This is a genomic window from Thiothrix fructosivorans, from assembly GCF_017349355.1.
GTDB classification, from domain to species: Bacteria; Pseudomonadota; Gammaproteobacteria; order Thiotrichales; family Thiotrichaceae; genus Thiothrix; species Thiothrix fructosivorans.
The window spans coordinates 1,200,161-1,218,054 of sequence record NZ_JAFMPM010000006.1 but is presented as its reverse complement, the minus strand read 5'-3'; the positions used below and the strand labels follow the sequence as shown (position 1 = coordinate 1,218,054).

13 protein-coding genes are annotated in these 17,894 nt (G+C 51.6%); 6 read left to right on the top strand and 7 right to left on the bottom strand.

Translation table 11 applies throughout. The features are described 5' to 3' along the window. The first annotated feature begins 47 nt into the window (after positions 1–47). The 3 genes from J1836_RS09325 to J1836_RS09315 all read left to right on the top strand — a co-directional run bounded on the left by J1836_RS09325 (position 48) and on the right by J1836_RS09315 (position 4,999). The gene (locus tag J1836_RS09325; RefSeq protein ID WP_207250850.1) at positions 48–1,949 is read left to right on the top strand and encodes a hypothetical protein; all 1,902 of its coding nucleotides are present in this window, start codon (positions 48–50) and stop codon (positions 1,947–1,949) included. A 45-nt stretch (positions 1,950–1,994) separates the two neighbouring features. Further along, positions 1,995–4,103, top strand: a complete 2,109-nt coding sequence (locus tag J1836_RS09320; RefSeq protein ID WP_207250849.1) for an Ig-like domain-containing protein — start codon at positions 1,995–1,997, stop codon at positions 4,101–4,103. Between the two features lie 335 nt (positions 4,104–4,438). Next, complete coding sequence (locus J1836_RS09315; RefSeq protein ID WP_207250848.1) at positions 4,439–4,999, top strand: TlpA family protein disulfide reductase; 561 nt, start codon at positions 4,439–4,441, stop codon at positions 4,997–4,999. A gap of 66 nt (positions 5,000–5,065) precedes the next feature. On the opposite strand, the gene J1836_RS09310 is transcribed toward J1836_RS09315, so the two are convergent. The 3 genes from J1836_RS09310 to surE form a co-directional block, all read right to left on the bottom strand. After that, on the bottom strand, positions 5,066–5,794 hold the full coding sequence (locus J1836_RS09310) for a LysM peptidoglycan-binding domain-containing protein (protein ID WP_207250847.1): 729 nt from the start codon (positions 5,792–5,794) through the stop codon (positions 5,066–5,068). A 128-nt stretch (positions 5,795–5,922) separates the two neighbouring features. Further along, positions 5,923–6,600, bottom strand: coding sequence for a protein-L-isoaspartate(D-aspartate) O-methyltransferase (locus tag J1836_RS09305; RefSeq protein WP_207250846.1), 678 nt, complete (start codon positions 6,598–6,600; stop codon positions 5,923–5,925). Further along, entirely contained in the window at positions 6,587–7,351 is a 765-nt protein-coding gene (gene surE, locus J1836_RS09300) for a 5'/3'-nucleotidase SurE (RefSeq protein WP_207250845.1), read from the bottom strand. The genes J1836_RS09305 and surE overlap by 14 nt, the downstream gene beginning before the upstream one ends. Between surE and J1836_RS09295 the strand changes: the two genes are divergently transcribed. The 3 genes from J1836_RS09295 to J1836_RS09285 all read left to right on the top strand — a co-directional run bounded on the left by J1836_RS09295 (position 7,350) and on the right by J1836_RS09285 (position 10,405). Continuing rightward, positions 7,350–7,874 carry a Smr/MutS family protein gene (locus J1836_RS09295; RefSeq protein ID WP_242632790.1) on the top strand — a complete coding sequence of 175 codons (525 nt, stop codon included), beginning with the start codon at positions 7,350–7,352 and terminating at the stop codon, positions 7,872–7,874. The two genes, surE and J1836_RS09295, sit on opposite strands and share 2 nt — an antisense overlap. 66 nt (positions 7,875–7,940) lie before the next feature. Further along, complete coding sequence (locus J1836_RS09290; protein WP_207250844.1) at positions 7,941–9,995, top strand: reprolysin-like metallopeptidase; 2,055 nt, start codon at positions 7,941–7,943, stop codon at positions 9,993–9,995. Continuing rightward, complete coding sequence (locus tag J1836_RS09285; RefSeq protein WP_207250843.1) at positions 9,992–10,405, top strand: hypothetical protein; 414 nt, start codon at positions 9,992–9,994, stop codon at positions 10,403–10,405. Before J1836_RS09290 ends, J1836_RS09285 begins: the two co-directional genes overlap by 4 nt. Here J1836_RS09285 and J1836_RS09280 read toward each other — a convergent pair. The 4 genes from J1836_RS09280 to J1836_RS09265 are packed head-to-tail and all read right to left on the bottom strand — an operon-like array spanning position 10,402 to position 17,875. Continuing rightward, on the bottom strand, positions 10,402–11,007 hold the full coding sequence (locus tag J1836_RS09280; protein ID WP_207250842.1) for a lipoprotein intramolecular transacylase Lit: 606 nt from the start codon (positions 11,005–11,007) through the stop codon (positions 10,402–10,404). The genes J1836_RS09285 and J1836_RS09280 overlap by 4 nt on opposite strands. Further along, positions 10,971–13,025 carry a WD40 repeat domain-containing protein gene (locus tag J1836_RS09275; RefSeq protein WP_207250841.1) on the bottom strand — a complete coding sequence of 685 codons (2,055 nt, stop codon included), beginning with the start codon at positions 13,023–13,025 and terminating at the stop codon, positions 10,971–10,973. The genes J1836_RS09280 and J1836_RS09275 overlap by 37 nt, the downstream gene beginning before the upstream one ends. Positions 13,026–13,035: 10 nt before the next feature. Further along, positions 13,036–13,746 carry a hypothetical protein gene (locus tag J1836_RS09270; RefSeq protein ID WP_207250840.1) on the bottom strand — a complete coding sequence of 237 codons (711 nt, stop codon included), beginning with the start codon at positions 13,744–13,746 and terminating at the stop codon, positions 13,036–13,038. Continuing rightward, a complete protein-coding gene (locus J1836_RS09265; RefSeq protein WP_207250839.1) occupies positions 13,733–17,875 on the bottom strand; it encodes a hypothetical protein in 4,143 nt (1,380 codons plus the stop codon). The genes J1836_RS09270 and J1836_RS09265 overlap by 14 nt, the downstream gene beginning before the upstream one ends. Between the last annotated feature and the right edge of the window lie 19 nt (positions 17,876–17,894).

Below are 17,894 nucleotides of genomic sequence, written 5' to 3'. Positions count from 1 at the left end.
TTTCCCGCCCTCGGCTACTTAATCAAACCTAGAATAAAGATATAATCATGCGTGTAAACGCCTTAACCACACGACTATCCACCCTCGCTTGTCTGCTACTGATACAGATCAGTACGGCGGCATGGGCTGCGGATGGCGGCGTGACTTACCGCATCGCGTGGGATGCTGATGCAGCACGTTACCGCGTTTTCCTGCGTGCCAGCAGCACACCTAGCCCTGATTTAAGCCTCACCGCACAAGTGACGCTACGTGTTCCACACGTTACAGGTACGAGTCAATTTCATATTACCGATCTGCAATCCAAACCCGGTACAACGTGGGCGCTAGGGTCACAAGTGACTGCACCCATCGAAAACCCAACGTTTGATTACTTATCGTTTGGCTTCACCCCGCTGGATGCAAAAGCCTTTGCGTTTAAAGCCGGTGAAGAACAGGAAGCGTTTAGCTTCAAAAATTCAGGCCCTTGTATTGGTACTGTGGCGTTGATGGATAATGCCACCGACCCGTTTAACCAGCCACCCAACAATCCTAAAAACTCGACCAATACGAACCCTAACAACCAATTTGCTAACGCAGGTTGGGGTTCGAGTGATGACAACGATTATCTCGGCAATACCGGCGAGGCGGCAAGTTGTCCAATGGATTGTGCTACCGCACCGCCTGCCCCCGTGCCGAACAGCGTATATTACCGCGTCAACTGGGATAAAACCGATCAGCGCTACCATGTTTATATGCACCCCGGTAGTATGCCTACCCCCAATATGAGTTTAACCAGTCAGGTTACGCTCAAAATGCCACACGCTAGTGGTACGGATAGCTTCAAAGTGAGCAATCTTACGTCTGCCGTAAGCGGCATTACGTGGACAGAAAGCTCCCGTATCAATGCGCCCAAGGAAGACACAACCGCTGATTACCTGTCATTCACTATGAATACCAGCAATCCAAAAGGCTTCCAGTGGCAAGACGGTAAAGCACTGGAAGTGTTTAGTTTTGCCAACAGTGGCGCGTGTTTAGGGGCGGTCGCGCTGATGAATAATGCCAGTGATCCTTTCAACATTATTCCGAATTCAATGGATACCAATCCCGGCAACCAGTTTGCTAACCTCGGTTGGGGTAGTTCAGATACCAATAATTACGCCGGTAATTACGGCTGCCCCGCGTTATGCAACACACCAGTAATTAATCTGCAAGCCCGTGTGGTGTTGCAAGGGGCGTATGACACCCAAACGAAACTGATGCGTGATACCTTGCGTACCAAAAAATTGCTGCCAAGCACCGCACCTTACAAGACAAGCACCCTCCCCCATGCCGGTAGTCAACAGGTGGCTAGTACGCTGCTGGATACCAGTGGGCACGATGCACCGGTCGATTGGGTACAACTCGTGCTGCATGATGCCAATAACCCAACCTTACGCATAGCTGAAGTGACAGGTTTGGTTCAGCGAGACGGTGACATAATGGACGCGCAAACTGGTAGCACGACGTTCATGCTCGATGGTGTAACACCGGGTAAGTACTACGTATCGGTACATCACCGCAACCATTTGGATGCAATGAGCGCAGCACCTATCGCGTTGGGCAATACGCCCAACACGGTGGATTTCAGCCGAGCAACCACGCCAACTTACGGTAGTCATGCGCGAACAGTGTCCGGTGAGCAAGCGTTATTGTGGGCAGGCAATGCTAATGCAGATGGTTTCTTGATTGCGCAAGGGCCAAGCAATGATGCGGGTTCAATACTCAGCAATGTGTTGTTGGCGGGGGATAATGGCGTTTACACCACCAACTACAAATTGAGCGGCTATCAAGCAACGGATACGAATATGGATGGATTGAGCATTTTTGCAGGCCCATCCAATGACGTTGACTTGCTGCTGGGTAATGTATTGCTGCATCCGGTGAACAGCACGTTTAGTGCAAACTATATTATTAGGCAACAATTGCCTTGATCTCAACAGACTTTAATCCAAAAACAAAATAGAGAGTCGGTAACAATGAAAAAATCGATCAGACAAGCTGTTTCAAGGGGTGTAGCGTTGCTGGTACTGCTACCGGCTGCTCATACAGCATTTGCGGGGGTTGCGGGCAGTGTGGAATACCGAGTGGCGTGGGATAACGCAGATAGCCGTTACCATGTGTATATGCGCCCCACCACTGCACCTAATCCTGATTTAAGCATGACCGGGCAAGTGACCTTGCGTGTGCCTCATGCGACAGGTACAAGCAAATTCACGGTCACGGACATCAAACCGAAAGCGGGCACTACGTGGTCACTGAGTTCAGAAGTCTTTGGCCCTAGTGAAGACAAAGCAATTGACTATCTGTCGTTCAGTTTCATGCCGATTGATGTCCGTGCCTTTGCGTTCAAAGCAGGTGTGGAACAAGAGGCGTTCAGCTTCAAAAACACCGGGCCTTGCATGGGCAGTGTCGCGTTGATGAATAACAACACCGACCCGTTCAACCAACCACCCGATGCGCCGAACAATTCCGCTGGCACGAACCCCGGCAACCAGTTTGCTAACGCCGGTTGGGGTGTTACCGACGACAATGACTATTCCGGTAATTACGGTGCAGCGGCAGAATGCGGCGGCACAACCGTCATCAATACCGCCCCCGTTGCGAACAAAGACACCGCAGAAAGCAGCGCGGGTAAAGCAGTGACGATCGACGTGCTGAAAAACGATAGTGACGCCGACGGCGACACACTGGTCATTGCCAGCTTCACACAAGGCAGCAAAGGTAGTATTACGCAAAGCGGTAATAGCCTGATTTACACTCCGAAAGCGGATGCCACGGGCACGGACACCTTCACCTATACCATCGCCGATCCAGATGGTGCGAAAAGCACGGGCACAGTCAGCGTCACGCTCACGACTGTTACGCCGCCACCGGAATTGGTCGCACAAACCGACAACTTCGACGTGCAAGCAACCGCTAGCGGTATGACGCTGGATGTCTTAGCAAACGACACGATTCCCGCCGGACAAAGCGTTACCCTGACGGTTGTGGGTGCGCCCAAGCATGGTACCGCCACGGTCGTGAACAACAAGATTGTGTTCATTCCCACAGCAGGCTACACCGGCACGGATACGCTGACTTACCGGATTACCGATGCCGCAGGCAACCAAACCGAAGCCAGCATCAATCTGACGATCAATGTCGAAACCACGGTTGACACCTGCACGCAGCCACCAGCAACACCGGAGGCCAACAAAGCCTACTATCGGATCGGTTGGAGTGGTACAGATCAACGCTACCACGTCTACATGTACGCCAGTAGCGTACCATCACCGAATAGCCTGACCAGTGCGCAAGTCACTCTGAAAGCCCCCATCGGCAAAGATGCTGCTGCCTTCACCCCAACGGATGTGCAATCAGCCTTTACCGGCTTGTCGTGGAGCAATAACTCCAGCGTACATGCCCCGACAGAAGATGCGGCGGCTTCTTACCTCTCCTTTACCCCCGCAATCAGCAATGCCAAAGCCATGCTGTGGCAAGCCGGTAAAGAAATCGAAGTGTTCAGCTTTGCCAACAAAGGCGCATGTTTGGGATCAGTGAGTTTGATTGACAACGCCACCGATGCATTCAATCAACCGGCTGATGCGCCGAACAATTCTGTGGGAACAAATCCGGGTAATAGCCTCGTCAACTTGGGTTGGGGGTCAATGGATACCGATAATTACGCCGGTAATTACGGCTGCCCAGCAACGTGTAGCACCGATACAACACCGAAAGATACCGATGCGGATGGTCTAACCGACGCCGAAGAAGCAACCTTGGGCACAAACCCCAATAGCAATGACACCGACGGCGATGGCATTTTAGATAAAGACGAAATCGGTGCCACGGTCAGCAAAGCACTCGACACCGACGGTGATGGTGTCATCAACGCCTTGGACAAAGACGATGACAACGACGGCATCCCTACCTCAGCAGAAAAGGGTGATGCAAACAATAACGGCATACCGGATTATCTGGAAAAGCCCACTACGCCAACCGTCAAGAGTGTTTCTGTACCGACACTGACACAGTGGGCGCAGCTATTGTTGAGCATGTTATTAGGGGCGGTCGCACTACGTAAATACGTGCGTTTAGGCAAATAATTAGGGCAGCTACGCTACGCACATTTTTGGACTTCCGAGCATCAACTTGATTTTTATCAAGCGGGTGCTCGGAATTTTGTCGTACAAATACAACTTGCACTCAAAAAGACATAAGCATAGCCTTATGCGCTTGTTATCAACAGCCTATAAATAAACTGATGATGCAATGTAAAAACGGAGCGGCTGAATTTTTATAAAATTCAATCGGAAACAGCCAAGCAGTTTCCAACAATGCCTCCTACAATTAGGGTTAACCCCTAGCTCGCACCATAATGGCAAATAGTCAACAGCGGGTTATCGAGAGTGTGTTAAAGAATTGAAGTTGAGGGTTCAACATGAAACTAATTACGCGGGCGATTGCCCTTGCCGTGCTGATGTTTGCATCAGTGAATGCTGGTGCGGTCGAAAAAGCGAAGGCGGTGGCTGACAAGCTGACGCCAGTAGAAAATTTCGCTTTCAAAGACATTGATGGCAAAAGTCACAAGTTTTCCGACTACAAAGGCAAATGGGTTGTTGTCAATTACTGGGCAACCTACTGCGGGCCTTGCATTACAGAGTTGCCAGCGCTCAACAGCGTGGCAAAACGCTTCAAAGACAAATTGGTCGTGCTAGGTATGGAAGCGGGCGAAACCCCGGCTGCCGAGCTGAAAGAATTTGTTGCGCAGAAAAAAATCACCTATCCGGTCATTCCTACCCAAGACAGCACCATGTTTGCACTCGGTCTGCTGTATGGCGTTCCAACGACTTTCGTGGTTAACCCAGAAGGTGAGATTGCGGGCACGCACATGGGCGCTGTGACCGCGAGCGTCTTGCAAAACTACTTACGTGCTGACAAAAGTGCACAAGCCTCCGCAAAAGACAAAAAAGATGTCCCTTGCGAGAGTGATGTTTGCTAATCAGCTAACCAACAAAAAAGCCCGCTAACAGGCAGCGGGCTTTTGCATCGCGATCAGTCCAGCAACTTACTTAAGCTTCAATGTCTGACCCGGATTAAGTGGGTAGTTGGGTGCTTGTAAATTATTCAGACGAATAATGTCCTTCCAATAAACACCGGTATTACGCATCACTTGGAATACCGTGTCACCTTTCTGCACAGTGTATGAACCTGCACCCGATACTGCATTGTTAGCGGTAGCCGCTGGCGGCGTGGAACGATAACCCGACGTATTCGTTGATGCCTTTGGAGCTACATAATCGTAATAGCTGCCGCTTGTGCCGGAATTGTAGTTGCCAGCCGTATTGTTGCTGTAGCTATTATTGGCAGGTGGAGCTGTGTAGGTGCTACTGGTATTTGTACCCGCGCTGTAATCATAGTAAGGCACTGTTGTCGGCGCGGTATAACCACCGCCGTAATTGTTCGTCGCGGGTTGTTGTGGCTGTGTGCCGTAGTTACCACCGTAATTGTTGTTGTACGCCGTGGTATTGGTTGTCGCCGCCGCACCGCTAGTGGCAGTACAGCCATCACCGTGCTGATGCGTTCCAGCAGGCATGACATGCGTATGCGTGCGACCGCAATGCGTATGCGTCACTGGCACACCCGAACCGTTACCACCACCGGCTGTTACAGTACTACGATTACCAGTATTATAAGCGGTTGAGCCTGTATTACCATAGTAAGGGTTTGGGGTACAAGCGGCAGCGGTCAATGCCAGCAGTGACGTGGCAGTAACCAGTTTGATGTTTCTATGCATGATAGTTATACCTTCTGTTATTTGGGGTTCGGGGATGTGAGGACACTCACATAATTCTTAAATAACTTTGGAATATATACCAAATTTCCGAAAATATTTCTCAATATTCCAATAACGTTCGTTTTCGTTTACGTCTTTGCTTGAATCATTGGCACGAACTGCACCGCCTCATGCGTCACCGTTGTGTAACTTTCGGACGTTTCACGCGTGATCACTTGCAAGGTTTGTAATACCCCTTGCTTACCGACGGGAATAATTAACTTCCCCCCTACCGCCAATTGCTCAAGCAGCTCCGGCGGCACAGTTTCCGGCGCAGCAGTGGCAATAATAGCCTCAAATGGTGCTTCTCGCGCCAAGCCCCAACTGCCATCACTCAAGGAGGGGTAAACGTTGCGATAACCTAATGCGTGCAGCAATGCCTTGGTCGCAAGGTACAACGGCTCAATACGCTCCACCGTAAAAACGGTTGCCAGTAATGGCGACAAGACGGCGGCTTGATAACCCGAACCTGTGCCAACTTCCAGCACTTTTGGCGGTGGCTTGTCGCCCGCCAACAGCAATTCGGTCATCTTGGCGACGATATACGGCTGGGAAATGGTTTGCCCATGCCCAATCGGTAAAGCAGTATCTTCATAAGCGCGGCTACCCAAGGCTTCATCCACGAACAGGTGACGCGGCGTGGTACGCATCACTTGCAACACGGCTTCATCCTTGATGCCCTGTTCGCGCAAGCGGGCAATCAAGCGATTGCGAGTACGCTGCGAAGTCATGCCAATACCTTGAATATCGAGTTTACGGGGCTGCATGGCAAGCCTCCAACCAACGCGCTGTCTCGGCGAGTGCGCGATGCCGGGTTAAATCGGCATGGAGCGGCGTAATCGACACGTAACTGGCTTGTATCGCATAAAAATCCGTCCCTTCCCCCGCATCCGCCGCTGCACCGGGCGGGCCTATCCAATAAATGGGTTTGCCACGCGGGTCTTCGGCACGAATCACCGGTTCAGAACGGTGGCGTTGCCCCAAACGCGTTACGCAAAAGCCTTGCACCTGTTCCCACGGTACATCCGGCACATTGATATTGAGGATCATATTGGCGGCATCAGGATACGTTTTCACAAACGGCAACAAATGCAACACCGCTTTAACGGCAGTATCGTAATGCACCAAGGGGCTGCGATCCAACGACGCTAATGACACCGCTAGGGATGGATACCCCAAGAAACGCCCTTCCATCGCCGCAGCGACTGTGCCGGAATACAGCACGTCATCGCCCATATTCGCCCCAGCATTAATGCCGGAAATCACCATATCGGGGTCAGTGGCGTATAATCCCAAACCGAGATGCACGCAATCCGTGGGTGTGCCATTGACGCTATACACCTGTGCGCCGTGTTGGCTAAGACGCAAAGGGTTACGCAGGGTGAGTGAATTACTCGCACCACTGCAATCCTGATCGGGTGCAACTGTGATAACATTGCCGACCGTTAGTAGAGCTTCGCGCAGGCGGTTAATACCGATAGCGTTGACACCATCATCGTTACTGAGCAGTATGTCCATGAGTGCTGAAGAGTTTTCCTTATTTCGTGAATCCGTGCTGGATGTGAAGCCGCTACGACACACACACCATGTAGCCCATCATAGCGCAAAACCGCCTGCTATACCCATCAAGACCCTCGAAGACGAGCGCCAAGTCTTGCGTGATATGCTCTCAGATGCGTATGACCCGATCGAAATACAGCCTGGTGACATGCTCAGTTACTACTTACCCGGCTTGCAAAACCGTATTGTGCGCAAACTGCGTTCAGGGCATTACCGCATTGCCAGCGAACTTGATTTACACGGTCTAAGTGCGCGGGATGCCAAAGTGCAATTGCTGCAATTCTTGCACGATGCGCACCCCGGTCACGGCGAATGCGTGCGGATTATTCATGGCAAAGGCAACCGTTCCAACCACAAAGGGCCAGTCATCAAAACCAAGATCAATCACTGGTTACGCCAACATGAACGGATTCTAGCGTTTCACTCGGCACGACCCGTCGATGGTGGCACTGGCGCAATTTATGTCTTATTGCGTCGATAAAATGAACTTAATCGTTTATGATAATGACCAAACAACGGGCATATAAACAAATGGGGACACGCTCTAATGAATCCTTTATGGGCAATTTTACCGCTGGCATGGGTCAACAGCACGCACGCCAATCCTGCCTTGTGGCAAGATATTCAAGCACGCAATACCACTGAAACCGCTAACGTTACCCCACTGCAACACTACCGTTTGCTGGCATTGGATGAAGCGCAATTACCCGCACAAGCCACTCTGCCCACGCTGAGCCTGCCATTACCGGATGGCGGTTTTGCGCAAGTCACTGCCACCCCCAGCGAGGTATTAGCACCCGACATTGCCGCACAACACCCCGATATTCAAACGTGGAAAGTGCGCGGTACGGATGGCAAAGTCATTAGCGGTGTGCTGGATATAACCCCGCAAGGCTTCCACGCCATGCTGGATATGGCAAACGGCGACACGCTGTTTATTGATCCACACACCAATGGCACAACGCGTCAGTACCGCAGCTTCCGCAAAAGTGCCAATTTGGAAGCATTTCGGCGCGGGGATTGGTCATGCACCAAGACAGCACACAGCACGCCGCCCAGCTTTGCCCCCATTCGCCCCACAGGTACAGCCGCCCGCACGGTAGCTGCCAAAGCGGGGGAAACCTTGCACAGCTACCGCATTGCAATGGCAGCAACGGGGGAATATACCGCGTTCTACGGCAGCCAAAGCGCGGCGTACAGCGCGATTGTCACCACAATCAACCGCATTAACCAGATTTACGAACGCGACCTTGCCATCCGCCTAGTGCTGGTGAGCGGTACGAATCTGGTCTACCGCGATGCCACTACCGACCCGTATAGTAACCACAACCCTGCCCTCCTGTTGGAAGAAAATACCGCCGTACTGGATAAAGTGCTGGGCAATGCCAGTTACGATATTGGTCACGTGCTCGCGACGGACGGCGGCGGGCTGGCTAGCGTTGCCACCGTATGCGGCGCGTACAAAGCAGAAGGCGCGACCGGCTTGACCGAGCCAGAAGGGGAATCGTTTATTGTTGACTATGTATCCCACGAAATCGGGCATCAATTGGGCGCAACGCATACCTTCAACGGTACGCTCGGCGCGTGTTCTGGAAGCAATCGCGAAAGACTGACTGCCTATGAATCCGGCAGTGGCAGCAGCATCATGGCTTACACGGGTTTATGCAATAGCGATAACCTCCAAGTGGATAGCGATGGCATGATGCACTCGGCATCCATCCAACAAATTCAAGATTACTTACACAATGGGAGCGGGGCGAGTTGCGCCGCTAAAACCAGCCTCAAAAATAGCAACCCCACTGCGAATGCTGGAGCAAATTACACCATTCCCGCTGGAACGCCCTTCGTACTCAACGGCACAGGCGCGGACGTAAATGGCAATACCCTCAGCTATTCGTGGGAACAAGTCGATGCGGGAACGGCTGCCAACGTTAACGTAGACTTGGGCAATAATGCGCTGATTCGGGCACATTTGCCGACGGCAACGCCCTTACGCACCATACCGCAACTGTCCGACCTCACCGGACGCGTGCAATCAGCGGGTGAAGTCTTACCCGTTACCACCCGCACCCTCAATTTCCGCTTATTGGTACGCGATGGCGTGGGCGGGACGGGCTACGATGATATGCACATTAACGTGCAAAATACCGGCAGTGCCTTCAGTGTGACCGCGCCGACGACCACCGCCCTCGCAGCGGGCAGTGTACAAAACGTGGCGTGGAACGTGGCAGGCACAACGCAATTACCGATCAATTGCAGCGCAGTGGATATTGCTGCCACCACAGACAATGGTGCGACCTTCACTACCTTATTGAGCAATACCCCCAACGATGGCAACGCCGCCATCACCTTACCCAGCAACCTCGGCACAAAAACCTATGTACGCGTGAAATGCAGCGACAATATTTTCTTTGCGTTATCGGCGACGAATCCTGCGCAAGCGCGGACGGCGAACGGCGGTAGTGCTAACCTTACGGTTACGCCTAACACCTTCAGCTCGGATAGCAGCAGTAGCGGCGGTGGCGGCTCAATTCCGTTGGAATGGGGTTTGCTGGCGGGGGTTTATGCGTTATTCCGTTTACGAAAAGGAGCTGCCTCTTGAAACAGACTTTGTTAGCTTTGCTGTGTACGACCGCGTTGATGGGTTGTCATGAGCCGGTCGCGTCTGACGCTGACACCGGTGTACACATTCCCTCGGCGGCGGAAATCAGCGGCACGCAAGAACAATACTACGCCAAGCAATTACCGCTGTTGCAAGCGCGTAATCCCACTGTTGACGCAACGGCGAGTATTCAGCAAGGTAAGCGCTATTTTTTGTGCAATGCGGGGCGCAGTGCCACCGTGCCCGGTATTGCGGCGGAGGTATTCGCGACAGTACGCGACAAATGCCCAACAGAATGTTTGGATGGGGTGACGGATGCGCTGTACGGGGAAAACCACCGCCGTTATCTGGCAGTGGCTTTGGACTATTCCGCCAAGTGGAATCAGGTGATGTTGGCTGCTTGCCGTTAACGTGATCTGCGATGATTGCCAATCAGCAATCCTGTAAAAATCAGCACTAACGCTGCCGTATAAAGCACACCAAAGCGCAAGAAATACGCCAGCGGGAACAACTGAATTAACACACTGTTATCAGGAAATACCCACGTTCCCGCTGGAAAAACCACCGAATGCAACCAGACAAATAGCGGTACAAATCCGCCCAATGCGATCAATAAACCCAGCAACAAAATCGAAATCAAACCCACATAGCTCGTCAGCAACCACATACGTCCCGCTGCAAAATGGCGTTGTAACACCAGTAACAACACACTGACAGCTAACACGCCATAAAACAGGGTTTCCAACGCCGCAAACAAACGCCTAACATCCAACAAATGGCGAGCCTCTGCTAGATTTAAAGCATTCATACTGGGCAAACTCTCCGCACCAGCACCTAATAGGTACGCCACAATTTCCTGACGCAGCACGACGGCATCACCTGCCCCCGCATAGATGTGCAATAAAACAACCCACTCTCCCAAATACAGTACCAACACCCAACCGATACTGGTCAAACCAAGCAATACAGCAGCACTCAATTGCCTTGCAAGGGTTCGCTCAAGTTTTGCCATTCGAGTTCCTCGGTATGCTCGATCACACCATTAGCACGTTTATCCGTTTCGATACGGACTTTCTGGCTATTTAGCACGGTAATCAGGGTAATTTGACCGTTATTATGGCTATTCACTTGCTGGATTTTCCACTTGCCTGCATAAGGATAAGCATCAAATACCGAAAACTTAAACGGCTCTAACGTTGTTACCACATAATGACCGTTACTGACGAAACTGTTGCGCAAACCTTGTAACGCCAATTCAGCAGCATAGGTCACGGTGCGCTCTTCTGACACGGGGTCAGACCTCATCTGCACTTGCAACTGTGTAAAAGCATAAGTGCCTTTATCCTTAATCACCAACCCAAGCTGCTGACTGAGCATATCCGTCGTTATCGTACTCACGCCATCCAACGGCTCATTCACCTCGAAATGCAAACGTCCATCCGCCGTCACCGGGAAATGACCATCATCCACCACCAAGCCCTGCAAACGCACGTCCGTGCCAGTGGATTGCACACTTGCCGTTCGATTTGTCGCGGTTAATTGCAAACCGTAATCACCGGTCAACGCAACCGTATCTTCCTGACAAGCCGTTGTCGCCACCGCAAAATCATCGCCAACACTGGCATAACGCTGATCCGCATCCGTATCGCTAAAGGTGAAACGGTACGTTCCCTTCGGGCAATCCAATGGCGCTTGGTTAATCCCCAGCAAAAATACATTGGCGAAACGTTCCGGCTGCACCAAGAGTTCATCCATCGCCAATACCGGACGCATTCCGTCGAACAGCAAGCCTGCTAACTGCTTAGAAATGTCAGCAGAATGATCAACAGCATCGGGTTCAGAAGGTCCCTCTGTTCCCGCTGTAGCCATCATGCGTTGCAATTCTCCAGACAACACATCCCAGACCCGCAATATGCCATCTTCCGAACTGATGCCCAAATACCCCGTGGTCGGCTCAAACGCTAGTGCATGAATTGCCCCACTGCCCGCCACGCTGATCTGTCGAGTGGCATTCCCCACGGCATCTAACGACCAAAGCTTTACGATACCATCCGCATCACCGGAAGCCACGGTTACGCCATCCGCTGCTAATGCCAAGGCATACACCGCCGCCGTGCCATGCTCCCCTACTGTCCCCAATGCTTGACGGTTATTCACATCCCAACGCAAAATTTTCCCATCACCCCCTGCACTCAGCAATTGCTTACCACCATCCACAAACACAAGTTGATACACAGCACCGGCATGACGACCAAGATCAGCCAGCTTTTCACCCGTGGTTGCATTCCATAAACGTACCTGCCCATCCGCCCCTGCTGTGGCTAACCATTGTCCATCCGGTGAATATTGCACAGCATAGATAATCCCCGTATGCGCATTCCACGTAGCTTGTATTTGCCGATGTCGCTCATCCCACACTTGAATCTGCCCATGACTACCCGCCACAGCCAAAAAGTCACCCGCAGGGCTAAAGTTCAGCGCCCGAATCGTACCGATTTGTGGATTCACTTCACCGAAACCACCGAGTTTTCCGTCCGTATTCACCCAAAAGCGTAAGCGAGTATCACGCCCCGCTGTTGCCAGCAAATGGCCATTTGCACTGAGCGCCAGCGCTTGGATCCAATCGGTATGCCCTGCCACCGCTTGCCGCAAAATAGTGTAATGCCCTTCCCACACTTTAAATACATTGTCACGGTTAGCTGCTAACAATAACGCGCCATCTGCCGACCACGCCAAGGGGTAACTTCTATTTTGCCCGCTATCCGCTGCAAACGTGGGCGTGGACGTGTCTTCATCTGTCGATGATGGATCCTCTGGCGTCACCACGGGCGGGGGCGGCGTTGGTGTTACAGGGGTCACCTCTGTTGGAGGCAGAGTGGGTGTAACCACCACCGCCGTCGGGGTCACAACGTTTTCAGCAACTGAAGTTGTTGTTGCCACCGGGCTAAGCGTCGCGCTACTGCCGCCGCCACAAGCGGCTAACGTCAGCAGTATCGGCATCAACACAACGGGTATTTTGAAGTTATTCATGGTTAAGTGCCTAAAAAGAGTAACGAAGGCTGACGCTAGCTTTTAACGCTTGCTCTCCAGCAAGCGGCGTCTCAGCCTGTGTCGTGGCAAGGTATTTATCGGCTTCTGCCTGTAAATCCTGCTCCAGATAAGGAAGCTGGTAAGGGTTATCGGTATGAATGCTAAACGTTGGATCAAGTCCCGCTAACACCCCCAGCTCTGCTCCCACTTGCCAGCCGCTACGCTGCGGGGTTTGCCACCCCAAACCGACATACGGAACAAGATTGGCATAATCGACCCGCCCTTCCGGTTCACTCAAATGGCTGCCCGCGTATTGCCGACCATTCAAGGTATAAGCGGCGCGAGTGGCGGGCATCGCATCCCAACGTGTCCCGTGATTAGGATGCAGCACGCCTACGCTAGCATACCAACCGCTGTCACCTGCCAGTTTGCGCTCTACAAACACACCAACATCAGTACGCTCGCGGTCTTCGGTAAAGTGGATCAAGCTAATCAAGTGTTCCTGCTGACCACTGAAATGTGCCGCGCTAGCACGCACCCGCCACCGCTCACCAACATCCCAAGCCACCGCCGCCCCCAAACCTTCACCACTGTCAACGGTATAGGTTGCCTGAATCCCTGTCGCATCCGGCAAAATACCCTCAGCGACACTGAGCGCAGGCAAACCACTAACGCCCAAGCAAATCCCGTAAAATCGCAGCAAATTGTTACGGCACAACATGGCTGCGCGGCTCAATCACTAAGAACGGTGTGCCATAATTCACGTAGTTGCTGAAATAGGTTTGCACCCATTCCGGCGTCACCACAGGCTGTTGAATGTCCTGCAACGGGTCAAAGTTGAACAACGTCACGGGCTGCTCATTCGCATCTTTATTAAAGCCGTAGAAAGCGCCATCTTCCGCCACCACCACCGCACGGACATTGTTATAAGTCGCAGCGGGATACGTCAGTAAACTACCGTCATTCAAGGTAACGCTTTGTTCGGGGAAATTAAAATCACCCAAAGCTTTGTCTTTACCCGTTTCCAGATTCAAGACATTGAAACGATCCACCCCGTCATTGACCCATTTGCTCATGAAGGTGGCGCGTTTCCACGTATACACTGCCAATGTATTCGCACCGTCTTTTAAACGCGTGCGGTATTCAGGCACAACCGTTTCTGCCCCGTCGCCGCACCCTAAGCCAATGTAAAAGTCACCGTTCTTGGTATTACTGAGTTTGGATTCCAGCAAACCTTGCAACTCACCATCGGGGCAATTAGCACTGGTATGATCTAACCCATCCGCCGGACGCCACCAAATCAAGTAGTTGGTTTGCTTGTGCGTATCGGTTTCACGGTTTGGCTCATGGTCTAAGGTAATCGTAAACAGCACTTGTGCATTGGTTTCATCAACAACATGGATTTGCTGCGCCGCTTGATCCACGAAATACAACCAACCTTTATTGGCACGCCGATACACCGTCGTCCAATTATTGGAATAACCTGCAATCGTGCCAATCAGTGTATCCTTTGGCAGTGCTGGGTTATCAGGGTCATAACTCAGTTTCCGCAACTGCCCTGCGTTGGGATTCCCGCCCGTATCACGCACGGTATAAAACGCATACGCTGGTGGTAAGCTACTCACCGGTGGAGGCACGACATAATCCGATGTCACCGTAACCGGAATGGTTTGCGACACACTGCTTGCTTGACCATCCGTCACTTTAAAGCGGAACGCTTGCTGCCCACGATCCCCCAAAATTGCGTAGGTTTTCAGGCGTGCTGAATCGAAACTGTCGTATTCCAACGCCAGCATCGCATCGCGGAACGTATGCGTATTGCTACTGCTGCCATCCAAAAAGATTTGTGATAGCTCATTTAACGCATCGGGGTCAGACCAACGAATCACGTTCGGCAAATACGCAGGCGGGTCATACTCCCGAATCGTGATAGCACCTTCCGGCACTGCCTCTAATTGCGGCGGCGTATTGGTAATCCCTGTCCACTCACCCATTACCCAGTTTTTAATCGCGAGGTAATCGGCACTGCCTTCATCCAATACCGCTTGATGCTTCACATGATGCGTCAGCGCGGTGAGGGCATTGCCTTGTGGGTCTTTACCCAAGGCATACGCCAGCAATTCCGATTCAGTGGGGTTGTTAAAGTCCAGCCGATAAGTGGCGGATAGCAAGGTTTCATACATCGACGTATTCAAGTTACTTTGCCAACCGTACATGGAGTACGCCGTATCATCTTTCTTGGCGACGTGGTTATGCACCATGAAACGCAGCCGCTTATCACGCAACCCGGTGTTGTTACTGAAACTTTTCTCCAGTGGCAACCCAAAATCCGGGTCTTCAATACCGCCGCCAGCCGCACCCGTGAAACTATTATGGCAACTGAAGCAATTGCGCACCAAGGCTTGGTAGGCTTTTTGCCCTGCTGCACCGCTACGGTAATCTGTACCTTTGGGGGTAAAGTTGTCGGCAATCCGATCCGACAGCCCCGCTGGCATTTGCGTGGCAGAATAGGTAATGAACGTTTGAATATCCTCTGCTGACCAATGCTGGCTATGGTCATACTGCGTATTAATGTCAGTAATCGTCTGCTCCACGGCCGCATCATACGTTGCACCGTAATCCCCGGCTCGCTCCAAACTACGACTACGGTCATTGGGATGTGTCGCATCTTCCGGCACACTCAAATCATTATTGAGCAGCAAGCTCCACAACAGCGGCGCAGGTTGGTAATTATCATCCATGCCTAGCGGATTAATGCTGGCATTGGAATAAGGAATCTTGCGACCATCCGCCAATTTATGTGCGCCTTGTACCAGAGTACGGTAGGTGGCATTCATCGCTTCCGTACCGCTGGCATTGGATAAATTGAGTTTCGTGCCTGCACTATGGCAACTGGCACAGGATTTACCATTCGCCGCCGGTTTAGTTAGCAACGGCATAATGTCACGGTGAAAATCGGGAACGTCTTTTGCCGCATCGTAATCGGAAATATCCGTTACGCCCGTCAGATTACCGCGCATTTTTTGCGCTGCAATCGAGTTATACGTCGCATATTTATCAATATTGGCTTGATCGCGTTCTTGATGGCATTGGTTACACGCATTCACGCGGTTTGGCACAAAATTGACTTCTTGACGTTCAGCACGCACCGGCAACCAAATATCCTTACCGTTATGTTCAAACTTTTTATTCACCTTCCACACATACAAACCATTTTTCATGACCACACCGAGTGAGCCATCGGCTTCTGGTTGGATGAAATCGCTGGCGGGAATACTCATTTCTGGGCTGGTTTGTAAGCCAACCGTCTGTGAACTGCCAAAATGGTGCGATGGCAAGAAAAATTGTAGCGAAATATCCTCAGGCGCAACGCCATCCAACTGATGTTGCACGCCGTTATCCGATTGCGTCAGGTTTTGCACCAAAAAGCCAGATTTACCGTTTAAGTGCGAATTGGTGAATGACACGCGATTTTCACCCAAATCTTGGCTGTCGGTCGGAGCAACCAATTCGCGTTCTGGCGGATAAAAACTGCGGGCTTGCACAAAATGGTAGTCGTTAGTATCGGGGGTTAATTGTTCCCCTTGTCCCGTGGACGCAGGCTGCTTGGCATCCGCTGGAAAATCTTTCACATAAAGTTGGTAAGTATTTTCACTGCTGTAGCGGTAGGAATAAATGAAACTCTGGTCGTTGTAATGTTCAGGGTTGCGGGCAATCTCGGTATCGGTTGCCCCAACCTTCGTGACGGCTTGCAACTTAAGTTTATCGCTGCGTAATTCCTGATGATGGCGATACGTCATCACCACGTCGCCTTCGGTGGCAAACGTTTTATCCGAACGATTGCCTTGCGTCATCAACACGTAGCCTTTGTAAGCCCCTGATTTAACTTCACGCCCTTGAAACAGATTTGCACCACTTTTATCGGTCGAGCTTTCTTGCCCAAAGAACGTGAATTCGTCGCTGCCATCAATCTGCATTTTCCACAAGGCGAAGCGGTTCACTGAGGCTTGGTGTTCCCACTGCGTAAATACCGCCATGCGAATGTCATCATGTCCGGTCATCACAAACGGTTCAGTCTGGTGGGAATTATTGAAACCGATGCGAATCGTTTCGCCCGTTTGCGCGTCCATCTTGTGAATCAGCGGGGTAGGAGCGCGGTCGTACTCATCCTGCATCAACTCTTTGCGAGCGTAGTTAACGGGGATTTCATCTTTCGCAACTGTTTTACTCACCACCAGCATTTCATGCTTGGTATCAGGGTCATTGCCGATGTAAGTGGGGTAACTGAAATGGGTGGCATCATCTTTGCTTAACTTGGTTAACGCAAAGGTTTTCAGGTCATAACGGTAAATGCCAAGGTGAGTATCGCGCCCTGCACCACTCAACGGAGTACGTGCCATGGATACATACAAGCTGCGCCCATTGGGGGCTACGTCGAAACTGTGAATACGGATTTTTTCGACATCGGTACAATTATTATCTAATTGCGGTAAAAGCTGCCAAGTACGCACCTTGCCATCGGCTTGTTTGCGCGACACCAACAACTTATCTTCGTAGCCATCGCCGTCATAGCCATCTTCGGGAAACCGCAAGTCAGAACGGGTATCGAGTTTTGACCAAGCCGCGTAAAACACATCGGGGTGCGTGCGCCCATCCAAACCCAATTCGACGGCTTCACGGGGGGCATATAATGCGCCATCCTCCACGCTCGGCAAACTGCTGCATTGCGTGGGATCTGGCGTGCCTAACCCTTCAATCACTGCATTACTGGGTGAAATACACCCGTGCAATAACACCAACATGCACAGCACGAGTAATCCCGTGCCGGATCTTTGCAAAGACAGCCCCATATCCACAACCCCCAACCAT

Excerpts from the sequence above, each read along its gene's own strand:
- J1836_RS09325 (WP_207250850.1), top strand. The coding sequence starts at position 48 with ATGCGTGTAAACGCCTTAACCACACGACTATCCACCCTCGCTTGTCTG.
- J1836_RS09320 (WP_207250849.1), top strand. The coding sequence starts at position 1,995 with ATGAAAAAATCGATCAGACAAGCTGTTTCAAGGGGTGTAGCGTTGCTG.
- J1836_RS09315 (WP_207250848.1), top strand. The coding sequence starts at position 4,439 with ATGAAACTAATTACGCGGGCGATTGCCCTTGCCGTGCTGATGTTTGCA.
- J1836_RS09310 (WP_207250847.1), bottom strand. The coding sequence starts at position 5,794 with ATGCATAGAAACATCAAACTGGTTACTGCCACGTCACTGCTGGCATTG.
- J1836_RS09305 (WP_207250846.1), bottom strand. The coding sequence starts at position 6,600 with ATGCAGCCCCGTAAACTCGATATTCAAGGTATTGGCATGACTTCGCAG.
- J1836_RS09295 (WP_242632790.1), top strand. The coding sequence starts at position 7,350 with ATGAGTGCTGAAGAGTTTTCCTTATTTCGTGAATCCGTGCTGGATGTG.
- surE (WP_207250845.1), bottom strand. The coding sequence starts at position 7,351 with ATGGACATACTGCTCAGTAACGATGATGGTGTCAACGCTATCGGTATT.
- J1836_RS09290 (WP_207250844.1), top strand. The coding sequence starts at position 7,941 with ATGAATCCTTTATGGGCAATTTTACCGCTGGCATGGGTCAACAGCACG.
- J1836_RS09280 (WP_207250842.1), bottom strand. The coding sequence starts at position 11,007 with ATGGCAAAACTTGAGCGAACCCTTGCAAGGCAATTGAGTGCTGCTGTA.
- J1836_RS09275 (WP_207250841.1), bottom strand. The coding sequence starts at position 13,025 with ATGAATAACTTCAAAATACCCGTTGTGTTGATGCCGATACTGCTGACG.
- J1836_RS09270 (WP_207250840.1), bottom strand. The coding sequence starts at position 13,746 with ATGTTGTGCCGTAACAATTTGCTGCGATTTTACGGGATTTGCTTGGGC.
- J1836_RS09265 (WP_207250839.1), bottom strand. The coding sequence starts at position 17,875 with ATGGGGCTGTCTTTGCAAAGATCCGGCACGGGATTACTCGTGCTGTGC.